22 protein-coding genes are annotated in these 24956 nt (G+C 63.3%); 13 read left to right on the plus strand and 9 right to left on the minus strand.

Annotated features, from left to right (window positions below):
* Window positions 1-125 precede the first annotated feature (125 nt).
* Complete coding sequence (locus tag AC1DB0_RS18525) at window positions 126-1004, minus strand: RNA polymerase sigma-70 factor (protein ID WP_476758443.1); 879 nt, start codon at window positions 1002-1004, stop codon at window positions 126-128.
* 220 nt (window positions 1005-1224) lie between these two features.
* Between AC1DB0_RS18525 and AC1DB0_RS18530 the strand changes: the two genes are divergently transcribed.
* Window positions 1225-2142 carry an MBL fold metallo-hydrolase gene (locus tag AC1DB0_RS18530; RefSeq protein WP_476758444.1) on the plus strand — a complete coding sequence of 306 codons (918 nt, stop codon included), beginning with the start codon at window positions 1225-1227 and terminating at the stop codon, window positions 2140-2142.
* Here AC1DB0_RS18530 and AC1DB0_RS18535 read toward each other — a convergent pair.
* Together AC1DB0_RS18535 and AC1DB0_RS18540 are read right to left on the minus strand one after the other, a co-directional pair.
* The gene (locus AC1DB0_RS18535; protein ID WP_476758445.1) at window positions 2136-2450 is read right to left on the minus strand and encodes a hypothetical protein; all 315 of its coding nucleotides are present in this window, start codon (window positions 2448-2450) and stop codon (window positions 2136-2138) included. The two genes, AC1DB0_RS18530 and AC1DB0_RS18535, sit on opposite strands and share 7 nt — an antisense overlap.
* Window positions 2451-3401 (minus strand): hypothetical protein, encoded by a 951-nt coding sequence (locus AC1DB0_RS18540; RefSeq protein ID WP_476758446.1) that lies wholly within the window; start codon window positions 3399-3401, stop codon window positions 2451-2453.
* A gap of 440 nt (window positions 3402-3841) precedes the next feature.
* On the opposite strand from AC1DB0_RS18540, the gene AC1DB0_RS18545 reads away from it, so the two are divergent.
* Window positions 3842-4429, plus strand: coding sequence for a YdcF family protein (locus AC1DB0_RS18545; RefSeq protein ID WP_441371919.1), 588 nt, complete (start codon window positions 3842-3844; stop codon window positions 4427-4429).
* A 137-nt stretch (window positions 4430-4566) separates the two neighbouring features.
* Window positions 4567-5610, plus strand: coding sequence for a histone deacetylase family protein (locus AC1DB0_RS18550; protein WP_054422755.1), 1044 nt, complete (start codon window positions 4567-4569; stop codon window positions 5608-5610).
* Window positions 5611-5678: 68 nt separating this feature from the next.
* Here the strand turns inward: AC1DB0_RS18550 and AC1DB0_RS18555 are convergent, their stop codons facing one another.
* Complete coding sequence (locus AC1DB0_RS18555; RefSeq protein ID WP_054422757.1) at window positions 5679-7013, minus strand: MFS transporter; 1335 nt, start codon at window positions 7011-7013, stop codon at window positions 5679-5681.
* Window positions 7014-7145: 132 nt separating this feature from the next.
* On the opposite strand from AC1DB0_RS18555, the gene cyoA reads away from it, so the two are divergent.
* The 5 genes from cyoA to AC1DB0_RS18580 all read left to right on the plus strand — a co-directional run bounded on the left by cyoA (window position 7146) and on the right by AC1DB0_RS18580 (window position 12092).
* Window positions 7146-8189: a ubiquinol oxidase subunit II gene (cyoA, locus tag AC1DB0_RS18560; protein WP_054423320.1), complete on the plus strand. Its 1044-nt coding sequence runs from the start codon at window positions 7146-7148 to the stop codon at window positions 8187-8189.
* A gap of 73 nt (window positions 8190-8262) precedes the next feature.
* Entirely contained in the window at window positions 8263-10266 is a 2004-nt protein-coding gene (gene cyoB, locus AC1DB0_RS18565; protein ID WP_054422758.1) for a cytochrome o ubiquinol oxidase subunit I, read from the plus strand.
* Window positions 10259-10900: a cytochrome o ubiquinol oxidase subunit III gene (gene cyoC, locus AC1DB0_RS18570; protein WP_054422759.1), complete on the plus strand. Its 642-nt coding sequence runs from the start codon at window positions 10259-10261 to the stop codon at window positions 10898-10900. The genes cyoB and cyoC overlap by 8 nt, the downstream gene beginning before the upstream one ends.
* Window positions 10897-11307, plus strand: a complete 411-nt coding sequence (gene cyoD, locus AC1DB0_RS18575; RefSeq protein WP_476758448.1) for a cytochrome o ubiquinol oxidase subunit IV — start codon at window positions 10897-10899, stop codon at window positions 11305-11307. The genes cyoC and cyoD overlap by 4 nt, the downstream gene beginning before the upstream one ends.
* A complete protein-coding gene (locus AC1DB0_RS18580; protein ID WP_346551280.1) occupies window positions 11307-12092 on the plus strand; it encodes an SURF1 family protein in 786 nt (261 codons plus the stop codon). The genes cyoD and AC1DB0_RS18580 overlap by 1 nt, the downstream gene beginning before the upstream one ends.
* Here AC1DB0_RS18580 and AC1DB0_RS18585 read toward each other — a convergent pair.
* The 3 genes from AC1DB0_RS18585 to AC1DB0_RS18595 form a co-directional block, all read right to left on the minus strand.
* Window positions 12089-13780 carry a nicotinate phosphoribosyltransferase gene (locus AC1DB0_RS18585; RefSeq protein ID WP_175170141.1) on the minus strand — a complete coding sequence of 564 codons (1692 nt, stop codon included), beginning with the start codon at window positions 13778-13780 and terminating at the stop codon, window positions 12089-12091. The genes AC1DB0_RS18580 and AC1DB0_RS18585 overlap by 4 nt on opposite strands.
* Before the next feature lie 22 nt (window positions 13781-13802).
* The gene (prs, locus tag AC1DB0_RS18590) at window positions 13803-14645 is read right to left on the minus strand and encodes a ribose-phosphate diphosphokinase (RefSeq protein ID WP_175170142.1); all 843 of its coding nucleotides are present in this window, start codon (window positions 14643-14645) and stop codon (window positions 13803-13805) included.
* A gap of 96 nt (window positions 14646-14741) precedes the next feature.
* On the minus strand, window positions 14742-15422 hold the full coding sequence (locus AC1DB0_RS18595) for an NUDIX hydrolase (protein WP_447982491.1): 681 nt from the start codon (window positions 15420-15422) through the stop codon (window positions 14742-14744).
* Between the two features lie 312 nt (window positions 15423-15734).
* On the opposite strand from AC1DB0_RS18595, the gene AC1DB0_RS18600 reads away from it, so the two are divergent.
* Complete coding sequence (locus AC1DB0_RS18600) at window positions 15735-16844, plus strand: porin (protein ID WP_175170144.1); 1110 nt, start codon at window positions 15735-15737, stop codon at window positions 16842-16844.
* A 121-nt stretch (window positions 16845-16965) separates the two neighbouring features.
* Here the strand turns inward: AC1DB0_RS18600 and AC1DB0_RS18605 are convergent, their stop codons facing one another.
* Complete coding sequence (locus tag AC1DB0_RS18605) at window positions 16966-17637, minus strand: ankyrin repeat domain-containing protein (protein WP_175170145.1); 672 nt, start codon at window positions 17635-17637, stop codon at window positions 16966-16968.
* 283 nt (window positions 17638-17920) lie between these two features.
* On the opposite strand from AC1DB0_RS18605, the gene AC1DB0_RS18610 reads away from it, so the two are divergent.
* Both AC1DB0_RS18610 and AC1DB0_RS18615 read left to right on the plus strand, forming a co-directional pair.
* On the plus strand, window positions 17921-19204 hold the full coding sequence (locus AC1DB0_RS18610) for a ParB/Srx family N-terminal domain-containing protein (RefSeq protein ID WP_245636311.1): 1284 nt from the start codon (window positions 17921-17923) through the stop codon (window positions 19202-19204).
* A gap of 47 nt (window positions 19205-19251) precedes the next feature.
* The gene (locus tag AC1DB0_RS18615; RefSeq protein ID WP_175170146.1) at window positions 19252-19698 is read left to right on the plus strand and encodes a gas vesicle protein; all 447 of its coding nucleotides are present in this window, start codon (window positions 19252-19254) and stop codon (window positions 19696-19698) included.
* A gap of 99 nt (window positions 19699-19797) precedes the next feature.
* On the opposite strand, the gene AC1DB0_RS18620 is transcribed toward AC1DB0_RS18615, so the two are convergent.
* Window positions 19798-20607, minus strand: coding sequence for a hypothetical protein (locus AC1DB0_RS18620; protein ID WP_054422773.1), 810 nt, complete (start codon window positions 20605-20607; stop codon window positions 19798-19800).
* Window positions 20608-20903: 296 nt separating this feature from the next.
* Here AC1DB0_RS18620 and AC1DB0_RS18625 point away from each other — a divergent pair, with 296 nt between their 5' ends.
* Both AC1DB0_RS18625 and AC1DB0_RS18630 read left to right on the plus strand, forming a co-directional pair.
* Window positions 20904-23729 carry an ATP-binding protein gene (locus tag AC1DB0_RS18625; protein ID WP_082387029.1) on the plus strand — a complete coding sequence of 942 codons (2826 nt, stop codon included), beginning with the start codon at window positions 20904-20906 and terminating at the stop codon, window positions 23727-23729.
* Window positions 23730-23731: 2 nt separating this feature from the next.
* Window positions 23732-24949 carry an EAL domain-containing response regulator gene (locus AC1DB0_RS18630; RefSeq protein WP_054422775.1) on the plus strand — a complete coding sequence of 406 codons (1218 nt, stop codon included), beginning with the start codon at window positions 23732-23734 and terminating at the stop codon, window positions 24947-24949.
* The last annotated feature ends 7 nt before the right edge of the window (window positions 24950-24956 follow it).

The following is a 24956-nucleotide window of genomic DNA, read 5'->3' on the forward strand; positions in this document are numbered from 1 at the left end:
CCCCATCGTAGGAATACCGGCCACGCGGCGGTAGGTCCGCGCAGGGGATCACCATGTTGCCGCGCAGGCACCAACGCCCGCGCACAATGCCGGTATCAGCCTTGCGCAAGCCCAGAATGCCGGTATCAGCCTTGCGCAAGCGCCGCCGACATGCGCGCGAGCTTGTCCGGATTGCGCTGCACCAAGACTCGCGTCAGACGCTCACCATCGGTTTCGAAGGCCATCACCGATTCAAGGTGACCATCGATGAAACGCAACAGGGTCCATTGGCCATTTACCTGAACGACTTCGGCGCGCAGGCCGTCGCGGAAGCGGCGCTTGCCAGCGTAGAACAGCTGCGCCAGGCGTTTTCCGCCCACCAGACTGGCAAAGCTGGATACCTTGCCGCCGCCGTCGCCAATCAGTTCGGCGTCGTCGCTCAATAGCGCATGCAGGCCATGGAAATCGCTGCGCTGCATCGCGTCGGCAAATGCGTGCAGCAGGCGTTGCAATGTCGCGCGTGGCACGGCCTGACGAGGAGCGCCCTGGCTCAACTGCTGCTTGGCCCGCCGCACGAGTTGACGCACGGCAGGCTGCGTCTTGTCCAGCGTCTGCGCGATGTCTTCATAGTCGGCGTCAAAGACTTCCCGCATCAGGAAAGCCGCGCGGGCGTCCGGCGACAAGCGCTCCAGCATGTACAGAAAAGCCACCGACACGTCGTCGGCTTGCTCATGGATCTGTTCGGGCGTGGCTGGCGCGGCCATCAGCATCGGCTCGGGCAGCCAGACCCCCACGTAATTCTCCCGCTCGGCCTTGGCCGCACGCAGGCGGTCGACGGACAAGCGAGTGGTGACGGTGACCAGCCACGCTTCGGCGTTCCGAACCGCCGAACGGTCTGTGCCATCCCAACGCAACCAGGCTTCCTGCACAACGTCCTCTGCCTCGGCGACGGCACCAAGCATGCGGTAGGCAATCGCGTACAGGCGAGGACGGTGACGCTCGAAGAGGAGCACGGAGTCGGTCATGGAGGGGGGCAACGCCACGCAAGGCGGCACAGGAAGAAAAGTATTTTGCCGTAGCAGTGTGGCGGCGACAAGGACGATGCGCCGGCGCCGCGCCGCTGCGTATCCCTGCGTATTGGTGCGCGCTGCACAACAGCGTGCTTCCCGCTGAGGATCTACCGCGTGGCGGGGGGCAGACCTAGGATGCCCACTCCAGTACGGCCCTCAATCAGGAGAACTCGCTATGCTTTCCACAGACCACACGTTGCATCCCAGCCCCCTCAAGCCCATCGACATGGTCCCCTCCCGCTACGCTGTGCAGGTGGGTGATATCGACGCGCTGGTGGTCAGCGATGGCGTGCTGCCGTTGCCCACCGCCACGATGGCCACCAATGCCGACCCGGCCGACTTGGCCGATTGGCTGAGCCACATGTTCATGCCGCCCGACGCGTTCGACTGGCCCCTGAACGTGATGGTGGCCCGTAGCGCGGGTCAGACGATCCTTATCGACGCAGGGCTCGGCGGGCAGTTCCCGGGCTTTCCGCGCGCCGGCCAATTCCCCCAGCGCCTGGCGTCCGCCGGCATCGCCCTGGAGTCCGTGACGGACGTGATCATCACCCACATGCACATGGACCACGTCGGCGGGTTGCTGGTCGCCGGCGTGAAAGAACGCTTGCGTCCGGACGTGCGCATCCACGTGTCGGCAACCGAAGTCGCGTTCTGGACGTCGCCCGATTTCACGCACACCGTCATGCCCAAGCCGGTGCCCGACGTGCTCCGATCCACCGCCACGGCCTTCTACAACGAATACCGCGACCGGCTGTGCATCTTCGAAGACACGCATGAAGTCGCACCCGGTGTGATCGTGCGCCTGACAGGCGGCCATACCCCGGGGCACAGCGTGGTCGACCTGGTGTCAGGCGGCGAGCGCCTGACCTTTGCCGGCGACGCCATGTTCCCGGTGGGGTTTGACCACCCCGACTGGCACAACGGCTTCGAGCATGACCCCGAAGAGGCAGCGCGCGTCCGCATCGGCCTCTTTCAAGAGTTGGCCGAAAACGGCGGGCTGCTGGTCGCTGCCCATTTGCCGTTCCCGTCCGTCGGCCGGGTCGCCGTCAATGGCGACGCCTTCCGCTGGGTTCCGGTCATTTGGGATTACTGACCCGAGCCACCTGACACCGGGCGCGGGGCTTCACGGCTGCCGATTTCCATGACGGGACGCGGCCGCTCACCGGCTGGCTCCAGAACGGCCTCCAGCGCCGCGCGCGTGGTTGAAGCCGCCTCCCGTTGCAACAAGGGCGCATCCTGCAGCGCCGACAGCGGCACGCTGTGATCTGCCAACGCCGCAGGCACGGTCTCCGTTTGGTAAGGAATGGTCGAATTTGAGCCGAGCGCGGTTACGTGGTGGCGACGATTTCCTAGGAGTTGATCGTCTTTACTGCCGGTTTTTTCGGAAGATCCCCTGATCACTCAGTGATTCAATGCGAGCTTTCCCGATGGGGGGTAAAGCGCCCGCTTTCCCACCATGCAGCCCAACACCAGAAGCGCGGCATACACCAGCAGCGTCACAACGACCGCCACGTTGGATTCCGCAATACGCGTCGGCGGGCCCCAGGGCATCGCTAGATCGGCCAAAATGCCCACGCCGATTCCCAGCACCTGCGCCAGCCAGAAGGCCAGCGTGCCGTGGGCCAGCGCACGCCCTTGGCGCGCGTCGCCTATCGGGCGCGGCAGGATTTTCAGGCAGACGCGCGTGCACAGCACCAGGATGAGGGCGGGCAGAACCAGGTAGCCCAGCACGTGTGCCAGCCAGCCCATCTTGGGTGACTGCATTTGCAGGTAACAGCCCACGCCGACGACTACGCTCAATTGCCAGCCCAGCATCATGAGTCCCGCGTTCCAGGCGGCATGGCGCTGTTCATAGACCGGACCACCGGCCGGACCCGCAGGCTGCACTGTCCCCGTAGCAATGCGCAAGGCGAGATACGCGCCAAGAATTTCCAGCGTAATGGTCAGGGCGCTGATGATCAGCGCCACGGCAATGAAATGGCCCGTCTGGCCCGCCTGGATCGCCGCGCCGGCGTGCTCCAGGACGTACCGTATCAGCGCTTTGTGCAAGTAAATCGTGGCGACCGACACAGTTAACGAGAAGATCAACAGCAAGGCGATGAACGTGCCGAAGAGCTTGCGGGGTTGGTCCACGGCCTGCGTGTTGTGCTGACGCAGCCAGCGGTGCATGGCGCCCCACACCGTCAAGCCGACGAAGACGGTCCACGTTGCAATGGTGGCCAGCAGCGGCATCAGGTATTTCGGCTGGCTGTAGACCTCGCGTAATTGCGCAGACTGGGGTAACGCGATCAGCTGGTAGCTTTGCGCCAGCGCCGCGTAGATCACGCACAGGATCACGGCGGTCAATGCCATGCGCCAGGCAAGCGAGGGGGAGGAGCGAGCGTGGTTGATCATCAGCGTAGAGCGAAGCGTATCGGGTATCGAATACAAGCCGGTGGCAGAGGCGTTGCAAGCCCTTCATGCCAAGCCACTGCGGCGACGAGTATTCAGGATGACTGGACCATCGTTGAAGAGCCAGCGAACTATACGCTTTCGTTGCAAATTCCACCCTTAACGCGGCGCCCGCACCCTGCTCCCATTCGCCGGATACCGCACGCCCCGATCAGCTCGCGACAATGGGCGGGCCAACCTTTTCCGGAGGGAGGGCGGCGGGACAGGGCCAGGCGCACAAGGCAACACGGAAGAAGGCCGGCAGTTTCAATCATGAATCTCATTACTACAAACACACTTTCAGCAACGTCATGGCCAAGTTCGTGCAGAATGCCGGCCAACCCCTGCTCCGAGCCCCGCTTGTGACTTCCGCTACGCGCTCCCTTCGAACCCGCCTGCTGCGTGCCCTGGCCGCTGTGATCGTGCTGATCTTGCTGGCCGCCATCGCCTTGGCCGCAACCGGCCTGCTTACCCGCGCCCGGCCCGCCGACGTGGCCATCGTGCTGGGCAACACCGTGCTGCCCAGCGGCAAGCCCTCGCCGCGCTTGGCCGCGCGCCTTGAGCGGGCGTATGACTGCTTTGCCGCCAAGCAATGCCGCATCCTGTTTGTCAGCGGCGGCGTGGACCCGGCCGGCGCCGACGAAGCCGCTGTGATGCGCGACTATTTGCTGGCGCGCGGCGTGCCGGCCGACCGCATCGTGACCGACAGCGCGGGTGTGGACTCCTGGTCTACCGCCCGCCATGCCAGCGCCTACATGCGGGAACATGGCTATGTCAGCGCGCTGGCCGTCACACAGTACTTCCATGTGCCGCGCACGCTGCTGGCGTTGCGCCGGCACGGCGTTGCGGACGTCAGCGGCGGCTATCCCAGATTTTTTGAATGGCGCGACCTGTATTCCACGTTTCGCGAGCTGCCCGCCGTAGCGTGGTACGGCTTGCGGCCGCTATAGTGACGCCCGTCACCCGTCATTGCCTGCGCCTTCATTGCCTGCCCCTTCATTGCCTGCCCCTTCATTGCCTGCCCCCTTATTGCCTGCCCCCTTATTGCCCGCCCCCCTATTGCCCGCCCCATCAAGGACCCGACGCCGTGCAGATCTTCCATAACCCCGTCCACGACAAACATGCAGGCCGCCAGGAAATGTTCCGCGGCAAACTCGTGCCTTGCCACGAAACGCCGGCGCGTCTGGAGTACGTGCTGGACGCGTTGCGTCAGCGCGGCATCGGCGAGCTGCGCGCGCCGTCGGCCCCGGACATGGATGTGATCAAGCGCGTGCACACCCCGCGCTATGTAGATTTTCTGGCCAGCGCCTGGCAAGACTGGGTGGCGCTGGACCCGGCGAACGCAGACATCGACATCCTGCCGTCCGTCTGGCCCGTGCGCGGCTTCCGCCACGATATCGAACCCACCAACTTCGCCGCCCGCGTTGGCCTGTTTTCGTTTGATAGCGGTTGTCCGTTGACGGCCGGCACGTGGGAAGCCGCAACCGCCGGCGCAGCCTGCGCGATTGATGCGGCGCGCGCCGTCACCACCGCAGGCGGCCCGCGCGCGGCCATGGCGTTGACGCGACCGCCCGGTCACCATGCCGGCGCCGATTTCTTCGGCGGCTACTGCTTCCTGAACAACGCCGCGCTGGCCGCGCAAGCGTTGCGCGATGCGGGCGCTGCGCGCGTGGCGATTCTTGATGTCGACTATCACCACGGCAACGGCACGCAAAGCATCTTCTACGAACGCGGCGACGTGTTGACGGTGTCGATCCATGGCGACCCCACCACCGAATATCCCTTCTTCCTGGGCTACGCCGACGAGCACGGCGAAGGCGCGGGCCTGGGCGCGAACCTGAACTTGCCGCTGCCCGCCGGCACCGATTTCGCAACGTGGACGCAAGCGCTGCAACAAGGCTTGGCCGCCATCCAGGCCTTCAAGGCCGACGCCGTCGTCATCGCGCTGGGCGTGGACACCTATGAAGGCGACCCGATCTCGAAGTTCAAGCTGAAAAGCGTGGACTATCTTGAAGTGGGCCGCGCGCTGGCCAGCCTGGGCTTGCCCACGGTGTTCACGATGGAAGGCGGCTATGCCGTGGCTGACGTGGGCATCAATGTGGCGAACGTGCTGGAAGGCTACGGCGGCTGACGCGGCCAGCGCTACGGCTACGCGTCACAGGCATCCGCCAACGGCCGTCGACCCACGGCGGGTAACGCTCAATCCCGCGTTTCCAGCACTTTGTTGATGCGCAGCGCAATCAATGTGCAGGCGGTGCCGGACAGCAGGTAGATGCTGACGGCCACCAGCCCGAAGCGTGCCGACAAGCCCAGCGCCACCACCGGCGCGAAGGCCGCGCCGACGAGCCAGGCCATGTCGGACGTCAACGCCGCGCCCGTGTAGCGGAAGCGCCGCGTGAAGTTGGCGGTGACGGTGCCGGAGGCTTGTCCGTACGACAAGCCCAGCAGCGTGAAGCCCACCAGGATGAAGGCGTCTTGCCCCACCGGCCCGCCGCCCAACAGCCACGGCGTGAACAGCGCGAAGATGCCGATCAGCACGGCCAGCAAGCCCAGCGTGGTGCGCCTGCCGATGCGGTCAGCCAGCCAGCCCGAGGCAACCGTGCCCAAGATGCCCAGTATTGCGCCGAAGATCTGCACGATGAGCACATCGGTGATTTGCTGCGTGGCGCTGATGGCAATCCACGACAACGGAAACACCGTGACCAGGTGGAACAGCGCATAGCTCGCCAACGCGGCGAACGCGCCGATGAACAGGTTGTAGCCTTGTGAGCGCACCATCTCGGCAATGCTGATGGGTTCGAGTTCGCCCTCTTCGAGCAGCTGCGTGTATTCCTCGGTGACGACCAGGCGCAGCCGCGCGAACAGCGCCACCACGTTGATGGCGAAGGCGACGAAGAACGGATAGCGCCAGCCCCATTCCAGGAAGTCGGCCTGCGTCAGCGTGACGTGCAAGTACAGGAACAAGGCGCTGGCCACCAGGAAACCGACCGGCGCGCCCAACTGCCCCATCATCGAATACCAGCCGCGCCGGTTGGGCGGCGCATTCAATGCCAGCAACGACGGCAGGCCGTCCCACGACCCGCCAAACGCCAGGCCCTGCAAACAACGGAAAACTGCCAACAATGTAATGGCGTGCGCGCCGATGGATTCGTAGCTGGGCAGAAACGCCATGCCCACCGTCGCCGTGCCAAGCACGAACAACGCAACCGTCAGCTTTGTGGCGCGGCCCCAACGCCGCTGAATCGCCATCGACAACGCCGTGCCGATGGGCCGCATGATGAACGCAAAAGAGAAGATGACGAAGGCCCAGAGCGTGCCTTCCAGCGGGGCTTCGAAGGGGAAGAACACCTTCGGAAAAACCAGCACGCAAGCGATGCCGAATACGAAAAAGTCGAAGTATTCGGAGGCTCGTCCGACGACCACACCGACGGCGATTTCACCGGGGGCCACCTTGGCATGACTCGCGCCTCCGGCCGTCGCCCCCGGGCCGGGAACGGAGGGGGTATGACCGGGGTACCGCGTGGTGGTCGACATGGGTTTGCTCACTGTAGGAGGTCCGAAATACGCCACTGCCTTGCAGACTTTTGTTCTTTTTACCCTAGATTTTTCGCGGCTTCCAGCGTAGTGTTGCGTTTACCTCCCACGGTTACGTTTCGAGGTATGGCCATGTTGTCCATCACCAGGTTCCGCGGATTGATCCTGATTGCCGCTCTGCCATTGCTGGCAGGATGCAATGCGGTGCTGCTGTCGCCATCGGGCGATGTGGCGCTTCAGCAGCGGAATCTGATCATCATTTCAACCGGCTTGATGTTGTTGATCATCGTGCCGGTGATCTTCCTGACCTTTCTGTTTGCGTGGCGCTATCGGGCCAGCAACAAAGAGGCTCACTACGATCCGGAATGGAACCACTCCACGATGCTGGAGCTTCTGATCTGGGCCGCCCCGCTGCTGATCATCATCGCCTTGGGCGCGCTGACCTGGGTCAGCACCCATCAGCTTGATCCCTACCGCCCGCTTGCCCGCTTGTCTGAAGGCCGCGAGGTGCCTCCCGGCACCAAGCCGCTCGTGGTGGAAGTGGTGGCGCTGGATTGGAAATGGCTGTTCCTGTACCCCGAGCAAGGGGTGGCCACGGTGAACGAATTGGCCGCGCCTGTCGACCGCCCCATCCAGTTCAAGATCACGTCTTCGACCGTGATGAATTCTTTCTTCGTTCCCGCGTTGGCTGGCCAGATCTACGCCATGCCCGGCATGCAGACCACACTGCACGCGGTGATCAACCACCCCGGTGAATACGAAGGCCTGTCCGCCAACTACAGCGGCTCGGGCTTCTCGGGCATGCGCTTCAAGTTCCACGGCCTGGATCAGCAAGGCTTTGACAAGTGGGTGGCCGACGCCCGCGCGTCCAGCGCCACGCTCAGCCGCGACGTCTATCTGAAGCTTGAACAGCCCAGCGAACGCAACCCGGTCCAGCGCTACGCCTCCGTTGCGCCCGGCCTGTTCGACGCCATCGTGAACCGCTGCGTCGAAGGCAACCGCATGTGCATGAAAGACGCGATGGCCATCGATTCGCAAGGCGGCATGGGCATCCCGGGCGCACTCAACATCACCACGCTCGACCCGGAAACGCGCGAGCGTCTGGGCCTGACCGGTACGCCGCCGCGCAAGTACGTCGGCGCCATGTGCACCTCTACCGAGGGTCTGGTGTTGTAGCGCCGCGCGTCGGCCGTCCGCAAGGGATGACGCAGGGGCAACATGAAATTGTGGTCTTTACGCTGGAATCGAGATGCCTGATCAACCAGACCTCATCAAGCTGTTCTTTGGCCGCCTGACCTGGGACGCCATCCCCTTTCACGAACCGATCCTGCTCGCCACCTTCTTCATGGTGGCAGTCGGCGGCATCGTGGTGCTGGGCTCCATCACTTACTACAAGAAGTGGGGCTATCTGTGGCACGAATGGTTCACCAGCATCGACCATAAGAAGATCGGGATCATGTATGTGATTCTGGGCATCGTGATGCTGCTGCGCGGCTTTGCCGACGCCATCATGATGCGCTTGCAGCAGGCGGTGGCCTTTGGGGATTCAACGGGCTATTTGCCGCCGCACCATTACGACCAGATCTTTACCGCGCACGGCGTGATCATGATTTTCTTCGTGGCCATGCCGCTGGTCACGGGCTTGATGAACTACATCGTGCCGCTACAGATCGGCGCGCGCGACGTGGCGTTTCCCTTCCTGAACAACTTCAGTTTCTGGATGACGACGGGTGGCGTCGTGCTGGTGATGATGTCGCTCTTCGTGGGCGAATTCGCGCGCACCGGCTGGCTGGCGTATCCACCGTTATCAGGGATCATGCAAAGCCCGGATGTGGGGGTGGATTACTACATATGGGCCTTGCAGATAGCGGGGGTGGGAACGCTGCTATCCGGCGTGAATCTGCTGGTCACCATTGTGAAGATGCGCGCGCCCGGCATGACGATGATGCGCATGCCCATCTTCACGTGGACGGCGCTGTGCACCAACGTGCTGATCGTGGCGGCCTTCCCTGTGCTGACCGCGGTGCTGGCGCTGTTGTCGATGGACCGCTACGTGGGCACCAACTTCTTCACCGCGGACTTTGGCGGCAACGCCATGATGTACGTGAACCTGATCTGGATCTGGGGCCACCCCGAGGTCTACATCCTGATCCTGCCCGCCTTCGGCATCTTTTCCGAAGTGGTGTCCACGTTCTGCCGCAAGCGCCTGTTCGGCTACGCGTCCATGGTGTACGCCACGGTTGTGATCACGGTGCTGTCGTATCTGGTCTGGCTGCATCACTTCTTCACCATGGGGTCCGGCGCCAGTGTGAACTCGTTCTTCGGGATCACAACAATGATCATCTCGATCCCGACCGGGGCGAAGATCTTCAACTGGCTGTTCACCATGTACCGCGGCCGCATCCGCTTTGAAGTGCCGATGCTGTGGACGCTGGGCTTCATGGTCACCTTCGTGATCGGCGGCATGACGGGTGTGCTGCTGGCGGTGCCGCCCGCTGACTTTGCGCTGCACAACAGCCTGTTCCTGATTGCCCACTTTCACAACGTGATCATCGGCGGCGTGCTGTTCGGGCTGATGGCCGGCATCACCTACTGGTTCCCCAAGGCCTTCGGCTACAAACTTGATCCCTTCTGGGGCAAGTGCTCGTTCTGGTTCTGGCTGGTGGGCTTCTACGTGGCCTTCATGCCGCTGTACGTGCTGGGCCTGATGGGCGTCACGCGCCGCGTGAATCACTTCGAAGACATGTCGCTGCAAATCTGGTTCCAGATAGCGGCGTTTGGCGCCTTGCTGATTGCCTGCGGCATCGCCAGCTTCATCATCCAGCTGGTCGTCAGCTACCGCCGCCGCGACCAGCTGCGCGACGACTCGGGCGACCCCTGGGATGGCCGCACGCTGGAATGGTCGACGTCGTCACCCCCGCCCAACTACAACTTTGCCTTCACGCCACGCGTGCATGACCTGGACGCCTGGTGGCAGATGAAGCAGCACGGCTACGAGCGGCCGCAGCAAGGCTTCATTCCCATCCACATGCCGAAGAACACCTGGGCCGGCATCGTGCTGGCGGGGATCAGCGTGGTGATGGGGTTTGCGCTGATCTGGCACATGTGGCCGCTGGCCGTGCTGTCGTTCGCGGCGCTGATCCTGGTGTCCATCATCCATACCTTCAACTACAAGCGCGACTACTACGTGCCGGCCAATGAGGTCGTAAGCGTAGAAGACGCCCGCACGAGGTTGTTAGCGAAACATGTCTGATACCTTGGCCCCCACCCTGCCCGGCGGCACCGCGCCGCCCCCGGAGCCCGTGTTCTACGTCGCGGGCGAACACCATCCCCAGAACGGCACCCTGCTCGGGTTCTGGGTCTACCTGATGAGCGACTGCCTCATCTTCGCGTGCCTGTTCGCCACCTACGGCGTGCTGGGCCGCAGCTATGCGGCGGGGCCGTCGGGCGCCGACCTGTTCGACCTGCCGCTGGTGGCGGTGAACACATCGCTGCTGCTGCTGTCATCCATCACGTATGGCTTCGCCATGCTGGAGATGCGGCGCAACCGTATCGGCGCGACCCAGCTGTGGCTGGCGGTGACCGGCATTCTGGGCCTGGGCTTTCTGTCGCTGGAACTGTATGAATTTGCGCACCTGATCCACCAGGGCGCCGGCCCGCAACGCAGCGCTTTCCTGTCGTCGTTCTTCACGCTGGTTGGCACGCACGGCCTGCACGTCACCTTCGGCATCGTCTGGCTGGTGACGATGATGATCCAGGTGCAGATGCACGGCCTGATCCCTGAAAACCGCCGCCGCCTGATGTGCCTGTCGATGTTCTGGCACTTCCTGGACCTGATCTGGGTGGGTGTGTTCACCTTCGTGTATCTGATGGGAGTGCTGCCATGAGCTCGCACATGGATAACCTGGCGGATCATGGCCATGGCGGCCATGGCCCCGGCCACGACGACCATGACGACGGCGCCGGCCACGGCACTCTGAAAAGCTACATCACCGGCTTCGTGCTGGCGGCCATTCTGACGGCCATTCCGTTCTGGCTGGTGATGGACCGCGTCTTCGCCAATTCGCGTACGACGGCGTTGGTGATCCTGGCTTTTGCCGTGGTGCAGATCGTGGTCCACATCGTCTACTTCCTGCACATGGACGCCAAGTCCGAAAGCGGCTGGAATATGTTGGCGTTAATATTCACGCTGGTGCTGGTCGTAATCACGCTCAGCGGGTCAATCTGGATCATGTATCACTTGAACTCCAATATGATGCCCATGTCCACACACGACATGCGGAAAATGCCCTGATGGCTGCAGTAAAAAACACTCAACAACACCCCGGCGACACCCCCCGTAGTCCGCGCAGCAAAACCACCCTGGTCATTCTGGGGGTGGTTGCTGTTGCGCTGTTCGCGGGCCTGTGCGCCCTGGGCACCTGGCAGGTGCACCGTCTGGCCTGGAAGCGTGATCTGATCGCGCAAGTGAACCAGCGGGCGCATGCGCCCACCACGCCGGCCCCGGGCAAGCGCGACTGGCGCACGCTGAGCTTCAACAATGCCGAATACCGCCATGTGTCGGCCACGGGCAAGTACCTGTACGACCAGCAGACGCTGGTGCAGGCCGCCACCGAACTGGGCAGCGGCTACTGGGTCATGACGCCGCTGCAATTGCCCGAGGGCGGCACGGTGCTGGTCAACCGCGGCTTCGTGCTGCCGGAATGGCGCAAGAGCCAGGTCAACACTGCGCAACCGCCCGCCGAAGGCAGCGTGACCGGGCTGCTTCGCATGGGAGAACCGGGCAGCGGCTTTTTGCGCAACAACGATCCCGCGTCAAACCTTTGGTATTCGCGCGACCTGCCGGCCATTGCCACCGCGCGCGGGCTGACGGACGTGGCGCCGTACTTCATCGACGCCGACGCCGCGTCCAGCCCCAGCCGGGACCCGGCCCGCGACCCAGTCGGCGGCCTGACGGTGCTGACCTTCCCGAACAACCACCTGGTCTATGCCATTACCTGGTACGCGCTGGCGCTGATGATCATCGTCGGCGTGGTGATTTTCGTGCGCGAAGAAAAGCGCGCACGGGGCAAAGCCTAAACGGGCCAGTGAATGCTGCCGGGCTCGGGGCACGTCCACGAGCCTTGCAGCCGTTCACGGATTTGCGCCAGGCTTTGCTCAACCAGCAACTGGCCGTCGCGAAACACCGGCACGAGCGCGCCGCCTGCGGCCGCATCCGCCGTCTGCTGATCGTGCAGCACGTAGCCCGTGGCGGTTTCTTCTACGCGCAACAAGCCCTTGGCCGAACGCTTGACGCCGGAATCCGTCACCGGGTCTTTCACCAGCTCCTGCGGTTCGCCGTTGACTTCCGCGTAAGTGGCCTTCAAGGCCCAGCCGAAGGTGTCGCGCGTCAGGTATTGGTAGGTGTAGGAACCAATGCCCAACACCACGTTGCCCGAGGCGAAGCCCTTCTTTTCCAGGCGGACCAGAATGTCGCGGCCGCGCGTCAACGTGATGGAGTCGCCGTAGATCAGGCCAACGTGCGGGTCCAGCAGCTTGTAGCCGCGGTCGGTGACGACGCCGCCGAAAATATCCCACAGGCATTGCACCGCGCCCTTCACTTCTGGCTCGCGCAGAGTTTGGCTGGCACGGCCGTTGTCATCCAGCAGCCAGTACGTGCCGGTTGCTGCATCACGCACCGCTTCGAAACCCTCGCGACGGGCGGCGGCCAGGGCGGCGCTGTCTTCCACGCGGGACACGTCGGTGCAGAAATAGCCGGTCAGAATCTTCACGGGGTCGCCGGAGTCGGGGCGGAACACCACCTTGGCGTTGCCGAATGCATCCGGCTGACGCGCCAGGATTTCGCCCTTCAATGCTGACGCGAAATCGGTCACCACTTGCCAGAAGTCCCAGGTGTCCGACACCACCGACACGATGCCCGCCGGGTACACCTGCGTGACCAGACGGCGGATCGTTTCGATTTCACCTTCCTTGCTGCCCAGGCACATCACCGAGTGTTCCGTCGCCGGGACGGAACCGCCGATCAATTCGCGGTCGGAATCGGCGCCGTAGATGTCTTCCAGATAATCGATGGCGGGAATGGTGTCGGTGCCGGTGAACGACAGCAAGTGACCCGCACCGCTCTTGCGGGCGTCATACAGGCCCGACATGCCGCGCATGGAGAAGTCGTGGCCCTGCCAGTTCACGAAGTCCATCGGGCTGCCCGTCAGGCGCGCGAAGTAGGTCAGCAGCTTGCGGTATTCGAAGGCGATGGTCGCCACCGTCGACGGCTTCCACGATTCGCAGCTGAACAGGGTTTCTATGTACGTCACCAGCCACGCGAAGTCGGGATGCGTGTTGATGAAGGTGACGGGCGGCACGCGGATATCCACACGTGCGCCTTCCGGCACCGAACGGATTTCCAGCGGCAGATAGCCCAGCTCATACAAGGCCTGCAAGTGGTCCACGGTGACCGCGCCCTTGCCCAACGCGTTATCCACACGGCGCTGATATTGGCGCACGGCGGCGCCTGCCGGCTTGCCGAAGAATTCGCGGTCGAAGAGATCGATCAGGATTTCCTTGATGAAGCCTTGCAGGCCAAACCAGACGATCTTGTCGTCGAACAGTTCAGGCAGCACCGGGGCCAGGCGAGCCGAGCGCGGCGTGAAGTTGGCCAGGATCTTGTTGGTGCCCTTGGGGTACTGGAACGGGTGGCCCGTCTTGTAGAAATCGGCTTGCAGGAAGGGATTGATGCCGTTCTTGACGGTAAGGCTATCGGGGGCATTCATGGTGCAGGTTCCTTCTTGGCTTTCAGTTTTCAATATTGACGAGCACCGGCGCATTCGCGCCTGTCGCATCCGTCCAGTCATAGGCAGTGAAGATGCCGGCGTAGCGGGCGTTCAGTTCGGCCAGCCCCTTGCTGAAGATGCCGTGCGTGACATACAGGTAGAGCGGCTGGCGGGTCTTGTCGCCCAAGGCGGCGGCCAGTTCCAGGAAGGTGCGGCCGCCGTCGCAGATGTCGTCGACCACCAACACGGGCTGATCGGGGATATCGTCCGGCACGCGCGTTTCAGTGATGCGTCCGGTTTGCGTATCGCGCACCTTTTCGGCGTAGCGCACGTCTGCCACGCCCAGCGTCTTGGCCAGAGCCTGCACGCGCTTGCGGGCGCCTGCGTCAGGCGCCATCAGGGTCACGCCCTGGGCAAAGGCGGGTGCGGCCAGCGCGTTCTTCAGGAACGCGGCGGCGTCCACCACGCGCAGACGTTGCAGCAGCGCCGGGGTCACGTCGCTGTGCGGTTCCACGACCGTCACGGTGGCGTACTGCTGGTCATTGATCAGCTTGCAGAACACGGCAGCGCCAAGCGCCTCGCCGGGATTGCAGACGCGGTCTTGGCGCGCGTACGGCACGTAAGGCATGTCCAGGTGCACCGGCACGCCCGGGTTCAGGCGGCGCAGCGCGTCGGTCAGCATCAGCAATTGCATGACATCGTCGGCCGACTTCAGCAATGCGTGGATACGGAAGGCGCTGGCGGCATCGGCTTGGGCCTGCAAGTTGGCCGGCACCGTAACCTGGCTTTCGCCCCCGGGAAATACAAACGCGGCCGGCGTGCCGGTGATGCGTTGCCCTTCTACTACCGCAGTGATGGTGAACATGATCAGCCCTTAGTGGCATTTCAAAACTAAGTGAAGCGAGTATAAACCTACTTATTGTTTGTTTGCAACTAAGTAGTGAATGGACGTCGCCCGGTGCTATCCGACGCTGCGGTCGAACAAGGTGAAGTCCTTCAGGCGATACAGGCGCGCGGGCCGTTGCGCGCCCCCGACTTGCTCTCCGGTATCTTCCAGCACGCCCCAGGCGTCCATCTTGCGGCGGAAGTTGGATTTTTCGAGCCGAGTCTGCAAGATCGCTTCGTAGGTGTGTTGCAGTTCCGTCAGCGTGAAACGTTCGGGCAGCAGGAAGAACGGCAAGGTGGAATAGCTGGACTTGTTGCGCAGCCGGGCGACGGCCGCGGTGACGATGCTGGCGTGGTCAAACGCCAGCGGCGGCAGCGCGTCCACGCTGACGAAACGGAAACCCTGGAAACCCCGGCCCCCCTGGAAACCGGCCTGGCTTGCGGCTTCCAATTCCGCCGCCGGGACCAGCGCCACGTACGACACCGACAGCGACCATTGCCGCGGGTCACGGTCTTTGCCGGAGAACACCTGCAACTGTTCCAGGTAGCGGGGTTCAAAGCCGGTCTTTTCCCGCAGGACGCGGCGAATGCTGGCTTCGGTGTGGTCGTCTTCGTCCGCATGCACCACGCCGCCCGGCAAGGCCATCGCATTTTTGAAAGGCGCGCGGTCGCGCTGATGCAGGGCAATTTCCAGCGCGCCTGCCCGCAAGGTGAGCAAGACGGCGTCAACAGTGACAAGAGGCAGTGGATAGTCCACGGGCGGGTTCCATGAATGCGGGTTCGGGGCAAGATGCCACTATGGCGTGCAGCCGTCAAATGACACGCATCGGGCACGTTATGAGGCACGCCATCAGGCACATCATCAGTCCGGGATTCAGCCGCCACGAATTAGACGAAATAGACGGAACATCCCAGGCAATAGACAGCAAATGACCCAGAAAATGACCCAGAAAATGACGCAGAAAATAACGTAATTGTTTATACTGCTGGCCGGGAACACCGTTCGGCTCACTGCCGAATGTGCTGTTCCCTTTGTTTTTTCCAACCCAAATTCCCAGGAGATCCCCGGATGAAAAAGACGCTGCTCGCCGCTGCGATGCTGACCGCTTTTACAGGCATTGCTCAGGCAGAACCGTCAGTCACCCTCTATGGTGTCATCGACACCGGCCTCGGCTACAACAAGATCAAGGGCGATGGCTACAGTGGTAGCAAGCTCGGCATGATCAACGGCATCCAGGCCGGCTCCCGCTGGGGCGTGCGTGGTTCCGAAGATCTGGGCGACGGCCTGCGCGCCGTCTTCAAGCTGGAAAGCGGGTTCGACTCCGCAAACGGCCAGCGCGGACAATCGGGCCGCCTGTTCGGCCGCCAAGCCACCATCGGCCTGGCCAACGACGCCTGGGGCCAGTTGGACTTCGGCCGCCAAGCCACGATCGGCTCGAACTACCTGGCCGACATCGATCCCTTCTACACCAGCTACACCCAATCCAACCTGGGCCTGGGTTTCAGCGCGGCCAACACCATGCGCTGGGACAACATGGTCATGTACCGCACCCCTTCGGTGAACGGATTTGAATTCGGCATCGGCTACTCGTTCAACGCCGACGACACGACCGCTGATCAAACGGGCTTCCGCACCGCCGACAACACGCGCGGCATCACCGCTGGCTTGCGCTATGTGCAAGGCCCGCTGAACGTTGCGCTGACGTACGACCAACTGAACGGTTCCAACCGCAGCGCCACCATCGACAGCAACGCCACGCCGCGCCAGTACGCGTTGGGCGTGTCGTATGACCTGGAAGTCGTGAAGCTGGCCGCCGCCTATGGCCGCACCACCGACGGCTGGTTCGTCGGCCAGGACCTGCCCGCCGGCACCCCGTTCAGCGACGAGTTCGGCACCAACCGCTTCGTGAACGGCTTCAAGGCCAACTCCTACATGCTGGGCGCGACCTTGCCGGTTGGCGGCGCCAGCAGCGTGTTCGCCTCGTGGCAGCACGTGGCTCCGTCCAACGACAAGCTGACGGGCGGCGACGCCAACATGAACGTGTACAGCGTGGGCTACACCTACGACCTGTCCAAGCGCACCAACCTGTACGCCTACGGTTCGTACGGCACGGACTACGCGTTCATCGACGGCCTGAAGAGCACCGCCGCAGGCCTGGGCATCCGCCACCAGTTCTAAGCGGATAACGAAACGGGGCCCGCCGGTGTATGGCGGGCCCCGTTTCCGTGGGCCCGTTTCCGTTGGCCAGTTTCCGTTGGCCCGTTTCCGTGGGCCCCGTTTCCATGGGCCCCGTTTCCGTTCAACGCGCTTGCGCGCGCTCAAGCATTTGCACGATTTCAGCCTGCCCGCGTTGCCGGGCATGCTGAAGCGGCGTCCGGCCATCGCGGTCGGCCAGGTTCACATCGGCGCCCGCCGCGATCAGCAGCGCGACAATCGCCTGATGCCGTGGCCCGCCGTCGCTCAGGATGATGGCCTCCAGCAAGCCCGTCCACCCCAGCCGGTTCACGTGATCCGGGTCAACGCCCGCTTGCAGCAGCGTCTTCACCACTTCCACATGCCCGCGTTCGCACGCCGGGATCAGCGCCGTGCCGCCATAGCGGTTGGTGCTTTTCAAGTCAGCGCCATGCCGCAAGGCCAGGTCCAGGATCTCGCGGTAGCCTTCGGCTCCCGCTAGCAGATAGGCGCTGTCCTGCATCCGGTTCTGCGCATTCACATCCGCGCCGGCTTCGATCAGCGCACGCGCGGCGTCCACCTGATTCGCTTGCGTCGCCCGCAGCAAAGCCGTATTGCCCTGCACGTCCCGCCCTTCCAACGGCACACCTTGCGCCAGCAATTCGCGCACCCGCGCCGTTTCCCCTTGCGCGGCGGCATCCCGCAATTGCGCGGCCGGGTCCACCGCCGCCTCAGCGCCTGCCCCCAGCGCGCTGACCGCCAACACAAAACACGCCCGCCAGAATTTGATGATCGCCATAGCCGGTATCCTCCTGACTGAATCGACCGATGATTATGGACAAGCCTGTCAGTAATGGGAAATCGGCGCGCAGTCTTGCCCGTGCAATACGGGGGAAACACGCGGCAGTCATGATTGGATACCTTTAGAACGCAGACCCACACGGCCCATGACTCCTGAATTCCACCCTCCGAAGCCCGCCCTTTCGCCCCGCCCTTGCGTATCTCCGCTGGAGTGTCCGCTGGAGTCTTCGGTGGGATCGCCGGGAGTTTCCGCGCGGGTATTACCGCTGAGGTCCCCGCTGGTGCGCTTGCTGGCCGCCGCCCTGCTGCCGCTGGCGCTTGCCGCGTGCAATGGCGGTGGCAGCGATGACGATAAAGACTCCCCCATCGTCACACCGCCGCCCGCAGTCGTGGACCCGGCGCCGGAACCGGAGCCCCAACCTGAAACGCCGTCGCGCAACACGGCCTACCTGAGCGCCAAGCCGGGCGACGTCATTCAGGTGCGCATCGAAGAACTGCACCCCACGCAAGCCGCCATCGGCTACGACCAGATCTATTACAAGCTGGGCCGCTGGCAAGGCGACTTCAACCGCCCCACCTGGTCGGCCGATGCGGTCTTGCAGCTGGACTATCTGGACCGCACCGTCGGCAAGAAATTCGACGACTACTGCGAAGACATGGGTGGCACCGAACGGGCGCAAAAATTCGCTGACATCGCCGCCGCCCGCGCCGCCCGCCTGGACCAGCCCGCCACCTTCGCCTGCAAGGACGCGCCCGGCACGCATACCGAAAACCTGAAGACCGTCGTGGTCGGCTGGGATGGCAATCTGTACCTGACAGACGGCCATCACACGTTCTCGTCGCTGCGGGAAATTTTCGACGGCGGCCCGAAGCTGCCGGTCTGGGTCAAGGTAGACGCGAATTACAGCGACCTCACCACCGCCGCCGCCTTCTGGCAACGCATGGTCGACGAACGCCGCGCCTGGCTGCGTGATGGACAGAACCAGCCGATCACCGTTGACCAACTGCCCAGCCGCCTGGGTCTGGCCAGCACCGACGAAGCCGGCGGCATGCAGGAAGACCGCTATCGCTCGCTGGTGTATTTCACGCGCGACGTCGCTTACAAGAACGGCAGCCTGCCGGAGTTCGCGGAATTCCTGTGGGGCGACTGGCTGCGGCGCCAAGTGGCCAGCAGCCAACTGCCCGCGCTGGACCAGTACAAGATGGTGGCGCCCGCAACGCCCGCGCAAATTCTGGCGGTCAGCACCATGAACGCGGCGCTGGTGCCCGGCGGCGCCAACGACAGCTACGCCGCTGCCGTGCGCGATGCCGCATTGAAGATGGGCGCGCTGGCCCCAGCGGACGTCGTGTTCGATGACCGTACCGCCGCCAGCCTGGGCGGCATTCCGTTAACCGCCAACGTGGCCAATGGCGTCTCGGTGAAGGATTCACGCGACGCGCTGGAAGAGCTGCCGCGCGTGGACCGCAAAAGCGATGGCTCGCCGCGCAACGCCGGCAAACTGTGGTTCGCCGTCAACTACCGCGCCTGCGGCAAACCGGCAGCCGGCACCTGCTGGGGCTGGTAATCGAGTATCTTGTCGCTCTTTCCGCCCCTTTTTCAGAGACGTCACCCATGAGCATCGACTCCCCCATCGCCGCCTCCAGCGCCAACTCGAACGCTGCGCCCAGCGCGGACGCCTTTCTTCAGTTTCTGGTCAACCTGGTGAATAACGGCAGCCAGCTCGAGAGCATCGGCGTGACGTTGCAGATGGGCGGCATGCTGGTGTCGGGGTCGATTGTGTCGGGCGCTGATTACTTTGACCGCTTCGCCGCCAACTTTACCGAATCGTTGGACACCCTGGATGCGGATACGCGCAACGGCGTGCGCGCATCGCTGGCGGAATTGGGCGATGTCTTCCGCGTGCCGCAGCCCGTGGACCCGCTGCCCAATTACATCCACCTTGCCGACGCGTTGTTCTTCTCGGCAGACGGTTCACCCATCGCCGGTCAGCCCACGCTGTGGCGCGGCCGTACGAGCTCGGTGGACGGCTTCATCCTGGGCCGCCTGCAAGCGGGCTAAGGCTGGCGGCGGGCTGGTGGCGGGCTGGTGGCTGGCTGGCTGGCTGGCTGGCGGCTGGCGGCTGGCGGCTGGCGGCTGGCGGCTGGCGGGCTAAGCGGCTTACAAGCCGTCTGCGCCGGCATAGCGCGTGGTGCATGCGTTGAAGGTGCGCCACGCGCTGCTGTCGGCTTGCAGCCAGGAATCCAGGCATTCCGCGCTAAGCGGCGCAGATAACGCGTGGCCGCGGAACAGCAGATCGCTGTGCAGGCGCATCCAGGCAAAGTCGCGGATGTCATCGACGCCGCCCGCCACGACGTGCAGCTTGGCGTTCCATGCGCGCTCCATCAGCGTGAAGAAGCGGCCTTGCAAGGAACGGTTTTCGGACAAGCCCAAAGGAATCTGCACTTGCAAGCCGTCGGGGCGCAATGTGCCACATTCCAGAACCCTGCCATTGATACTGGCAGGCACCAGACGCGCGCGCAGGCGAGCCTGAAATTCGGGGTAGCGCGCCAGCACGTCCGCGCGTTCCGATAGCCGTTCGGTCAGCGGCAATGTGAACATGAGGCGCTTGCTCGCCAGCATCAATGGCATGGCGTCATCGTGGTGGGCCGTCTTGTTGATCCAGATGCGATCGCCTTCCAGGCCTATGCCCAGTTCCGCACACAAGCGTTCGGCAAGATCGCCTGTGCCTGTGACATCAAGCGGATGTTCGAACGAGATGTCGATTGGGGTGCTGAATTTCTTGAAGAAGGCCGCGCCAGCCTGAAGGCCGGCTCCCAAGCCGGAGGGATTCAATCCGCTCCAGGGGGATGGGCGGCTGCGCCCCAGCACGGCATATTCGTAGACCTGCCCTTGCGCGGTGAACACGGGCTGAAAGCGCAACAACACAGATTCGCTGCAACGAGACCAGAATCGAGCGTCGTCTCTCATGGCGTCACCCGGGCGTGGCGATGCGCGGAAGGTCGGGTCCGGGACAATTTCATTCAGTTCTCGATTAACGTATACCCGCCGTAGGCAGTGGCGGCGCGGCGCCTGAGCCCGGTGCGCAGCTGGATCGTGGCGGAGTCCGATATCTTGGGAATGGTGCCTAAGGCCGCCCGCAGAATGAACAAGAAGATTCTTAATCCCCGCGCAATATCGACCTTGCCAGGGGCGGCATCAACGCCTCACCCACTTTGAGATTCTTCTTATTCTCTGGGTAAGCAGGTGTTTCTACCATGCGTCAAATGCTGGTAGAAGACCGTGGCGCACTCGCCCTAGAACCTCAGGCCGCGCCGCGCGCCGCCTCTTTGCTGCTGCACTTTCTTGCAGTGGCGCTGCTCGTCTGCATTGCGGCGGGCGCGACCTTCTATCTGTACTGGACCTTCAGCAACGTCGTCTCCACGTATCGCCGCCATATGAATGCCGCGGCTTACGAGGCGCAGTTGTTCTTTGATCAGCGCGAAGCCTTGCTGCGGTCCGTCGCCGCTGCCGCCGTGCGCAACACCAACCACGCGCCCATCAGCGAAACCCCCACGTATTTCGGCAAGACCGGCCAGATTGAAGTCCTGCCGTTGCAAGACGCGCCCGACACCTTCGACTGGGCGCTGATCCTGACCCCTCGCGACTTGCGCCGCCTGGCGCTGGCCAACACCAAAGTGGTGTACAGCTCGTTGCGCAATGCCACCACCACGCGTGTCGCCGCACACGGCCAGATCGTCGTGTCAACGATTCCCCCGGCCATCCAGCAATGGCTGGCGCTGACGCTGACCGATATCGAAACCCGCCCCGCTCCGCACGGACAGGCGCCCATCGTCTGGCTGCATCCGCCGCAAGATACGGTCAAGCGCCTGTTCCTGTTCACGCCGCTCGACCCCGTTCACCCCGAAACCGGCTGGATCGGGCTTGAAGTCCACGGCGTGGAAACCGCCGTGAATGCGCCGCGCTTCGGCGCGGGAAATTATGTGTTGTTTGACGAGCAAAGCCGGCCCGTGCTGCATAGCCCGGACGGCAGCGCCGTTGAACACACGCTGACGAAAACGATGCGTGAAGACGCCTTCGGCCTTCAAGGCCGGGGCTGGCTGCCCGAGTATCTTGTCCTGAGCAAATCGGTGGGCGACGACGGCTGGCGCCTTGTTTACTACACGCCCATCCTGCACGTCCTGCGCGACAACGCGTTCGCGTTGCAGATGGCTTCGATCACGTCATTGCTGCTGATCATTACGGTGGTCTTGCGGGTGCGCTACATCCGCCGCAGGCTGGTGTTGCCGGCGCTGCGCCAATATGAAGCGCTGGCCGACAGTGTGTCGCTCAACCTCAAGCTGATCGAAGTTGCGCCGGTGGGCCTGTGCCTGCTGCGGCGCTCCGACGGCGCGGTGGTCTTGTCCAACGACATGGCGCGCCGCTGGTTCCAAGGCACGCCCGGCTGGCGCGCCGAAATCCTGTCTCATCAGGGCGATGAAATGGGCCGCGAGCACAAGTTGAAGGATGGGCGCACGGCGTACCTGACGTTCGCTCCTACCACCTACCGCGGCGAAGCCGTTGTGCTGTGCGGCATCAGCGACATCTCGGCATTGAAGCGTATCGAGTATTCGCTGCTGCAAGCCAAGCGCGACGCCGAGGCCGCCAATCAGGCCAAGACCGTATTCCTCACGACCATGAGCCACGAAATCCGCACGCCGCTCTATGGCATTCTTGGCACGCTTGAACTGTTCTCGCTGACCCGTGTGAACGGCCAGCAATCGCAATACCTTGAGACCATCCAGCAGTCTTCTTCCACGTTGTTGCGCACCATCAACGACACGCTGGACTTGTCTCGCATCGAGGCCGGCCACACCGTACTGGAACGCGCGGCGTTCTCGCCCGTCGAACTGCTGAACAATGTGGTCGCCAGCTTCTCGGCGCGCGCACACGCCAAGGGCTTGCGCAGCTATGCCGTGGCCGACCCCGACACGCCCCCCTCCGTCCTGGGCGACGCCACCCGCATCCGGCAGATTCTTGACAACCTTGTCAGCAACGCCATCAAGTTCACGGATTCCGGGCAGATCGTCCTGCGCCTGAAACTCAACAGCCGTTGCCGCGACGACGTCGACCTGTGCTTCCAGATTGCCGACACCGGCGCCGGCATTGCGCCTGAACATCAAGCGCGCTTGTTTGAACCGTATTACCAGGTGGATGCCGACAACGGCGTATCGGCGCCGGGCACGGGGCTGGGCTTGTCCATCTGCCGCCGCTTGTCCGACATGATGAATGGCCGCTTGAACGCCGTCAGCGAACCCGGCCTGGGCACCAGCATCACCTTCGAAGTCCGCCTGCCGCTGGCCCCTGACACACCTGAGGCCGCCAGCCCGGGCCTGGACAACACCACCGTCTACGTGCAAGGGGCCGTTCCCGAGATCGTCAACAACCTGTGCGACTGGCTACGCCGGTGGGGCGCGGTGGCGCTGCCATTCACGGGCGAAAGCACGCCATCGGCGGAACCCTCGGTGCTGGTGCAGGCCTGGCCGCACGCGCAGAAGATCAGTAACTGGACGGGCCCGCAGGTCATCATTCATCCGCCCGGATTGCGCCCGCGTATTGACGACAGCCATCGCAATTGGTTCGCTACCGCCTACAACCAGGCCAGCATCCATCATGCCGTTCGTATGGCGCAAGGCGGCGCGGCGCGCTCGGCTTCCCTGGACGCCAAGGCCAAACCGGAACTCCTGGGCTTGCGCGTGCTGGTCACGGAAGACAACCCCATCAGCCAATTGATCCTGCGCGAGCAGCTCGAGCACCTGGGCTGCACCGTCACGCTGGCGGGCAACGGCCAGGAAGCGTTGAACCTGCCTGACCTGATGGGCTTTGACGCAGTGCTGACCGACTTGAACATGCCCTTGGTCGACGGCTACGAGTTCACGCGCATCCTGCGAAAGCGCGGATACGACAAGCCCATCCTCGGGGTCACCGCGAACGCATTTCCCAATGAACAGCGGCGCGGCATGAATGCGGGCATGACCAGCCTGTTGGTCAAGCCCTTGCCCCTAGCCGTTCTGCGTCAAACCCTGCAAACGGTCAAAGAACCCCGGAGTTAACGATGCTTTCCGTTTACAAGGTACTGGTCCTTGACGACCACCCATTCCAATGCGCGCAGATGCGCGGCCTGCTTGAAGACGCCGGCTTCGAACAGGTGGACATGGCAAGCACCGCAGAAGAAGCGCTGGAAAAAGCGCGTTTGCATTCCTATGAGCTGATTCTGATGGAGCTGAACATGCCCGGCATGGATGGCGTGCAGTTCATCCACGAGTTGGCCCGGCAGCACTTGAGCCCGATGTTGGCGATTACCACCGCGTGCTCGCGCCGCATCATGAACAGCGTCAGCCTGATGGCCAAGGAAAAGGGGCTGGCCGTCATCGGTGCGTACACCAAACCCGTCACCCGGGAAAACGCGCAAGCGCTGGCCAACCGCCTGCGCCAGGCTCGTCCGGACCCTGTCGCGCACCTGGCGCCCATTCTGGACCCTGCCCGGCTCTTCGAACGCCAGACCTTGGAAAAGGCGCTGAACACCGGCCAGATCCAAGCCTGGTTCCAACCCAAGAAGGCATTGGCCACCGGCAATATTGTTGGGGCGGAAGCCTTGGCGCGCTGGCATCACGAAGAGTTCGGGTTCATGCTGCCCGCGTCTTTCCTGGGTGCGGTCCGGCATCATGGCCTGGACCACGCCTTACTGATGCGGATGCTGGAAGACGCGCTGACGGCCTACCGCCGCTGGCGCCACATGGGATTCAAGATGCCGGTTTCGGTCAATCTGCCCACGCGGTTACTTGATGAACCTGATCTGCCCGACCAGCTTTACAATCTTGTCGCGGAACAAGACGTCCCCTTCGAGGACGTCACCTTTGAACTGCTGGAAGACGACACCGCAACGCTTCCTGGCCAGTACTACATGGGGGCAAGCCGCCTGCGCTTGAAGGGCTTTGGTCTGGCGCAGGACGATTTCGGCAAAGGATACAACTCCATGTACACCTTGATTTCCACCCCCTTCACCGAATTGAAGATCGACCGCGCCTTCGTCAGTGGCGTCGTCGAAGATGGAGTCCGCGCCGCGGCGTTGTTATCCTCGGTGCAACTCGGCCGCCAGTTAGGCTTGCTGATTACCGCCGAAGGGGTGGAAACAACGAAAGAACTGGAGTTTTTACGCGATATCGGCTGTGATTTCGCCCAGGGCTTTCTGATATCCGCCGCCGTCAACGCCCACGACTTCACCGATTTGCTGGCTAACGAACCCCGCCCGTACGCCACCCATCCGCTATAGGACTACT

Source organism: Achromobacter sp. 10T422 (assembly GCF_056394065.1).

What these genes read in the sequence shown, in the direction of transcription:
- AC1DB0_RS18525 (WP_476758443.1), bottom strand. Translation starts at nt 1,004, where the DNA reads ATGACCGACTCCGTGCTCCTCTTCGAGCGTCACCGTCCTCGCCTGTAC.
- AC1DB0_RS18530 (WP_476758444.1), top strand. Translation starts at nt 1,225, where the DNA reads ATGCTTTCCACAGACCACACGTTGCATCCCAGCCCCCTCAAGCCCATC.
- AC1DB0_RS18540 (WP_476758446.1), bottom strand. Translation starts at nt 3,401, where the DNA reads ATGGCATTGACCGCCGTGATCCTGTGCGTGATCTACGCGGCGCTGGCG.
- AC1DB0_RS18555 (WP_054422757.1), bottom strand. Translation starts at nt 7,013, where the DNA reads ATGTCGACCACCACGCGGTACCCCGGTCATACCCCCTCCGTTCCCGGC.
- cyoA (WP_054423320.1), top strand. Translation starts at nt 7,146, where the DNA reads ATGTTGTCCATCACCAGGTTCCGCGGATTGATCCTGATTGCCGCTCTG.
- cyoB (WP_054422758.1), top strand. Translation starts at nt 8,263, where the DNA reads ATGCCTGATCAACCAGACCTCATCAAGCTGTTCTTTGGCCGCCTGACC.
- cyoC (WP_054422759.1), top strand. Translation starts at nt 10,259, where the DNA reads ATGTCTGATACCTTGGCCCCCACCCTGCCCGGCGGCACCGCGCCGCCC.
- cyoD (WP_476758448.1), top strand. Translation starts at nt 10,897, where the DNA reads ATGAGCTCGCACATGGATAACCTGGCGGATCATGGCCATGGCGGCCAT.
- AC1DB0_RS18580 (WP_346551280.1), top strand. Translation starts at nt 11,307, where the DNA reads ATGGCTGCAGTAAAAAACACTCAACAACACCCCGGCGACACCCCCCGT.
- AC1DB0_RS18585 (WP_175170141.1), bottom strand. Translation starts at nt 13,780, where the DNA reads ATGAATGCCCCCGATAGCCTTACCGTCAAGAACGGCATCAATCCCTTC.
- prs (WP_175170142.1), bottom strand. Translation starts at nt 14,645, where the DNA reads ATGTTCACCATCACTGCGGTAGTAGAAGGGCAACGCATCACCGGCACG.
- AC1DB0_RS18600 (WP_175170144.1), top strand. Translation starts at nt 15,735, where the DNA reads ATGAAAAAGACGCTGCTCGCCGCTGCGATGCTGACCGCTTTTACAGGC.
- AC1DB0_RS18605 (WP_175170145.1), bottom strand. Translation starts at nt 17,637, where the DNA reads ATGGCGATCATCAAATTCTGGCGGGCGTGTTTTGTGTTGGCGGTCAGC.
- AC1DB0_RS18615 (WP_175170146.1), top strand. Translation starts at nt 19,252, where the DNA reads ATGAGCATCGACTCCCCCATCGCCGCCTCCAGCGCCAACTCGAACGCT.
- AC1DB0_RS18620 (WP_054422773.1), bottom strand. Translation starts at nt 20,607, where the DNA reads ATGAGAGACGACGCTCGATTCTGGTCTCGTTGCAGCGAATCTGTGTTG.
- AC1DB0_RS18625 (WP_082387029.1), top strand. Translation starts at nt 20,904, where the DNA reads ATGCTGGTAGAAGACCGTGGCGCACTCGCCCTAGAACCTCAGGCCGCG.
- AC1DB0_RS18630 (WP_054422775.1), top strand. Translation starts at nt 23,732, where the DNA reads ATGCTTTCCGTTTACAAGGTACTGGTCCTTGACGACCACCCATTCCAA.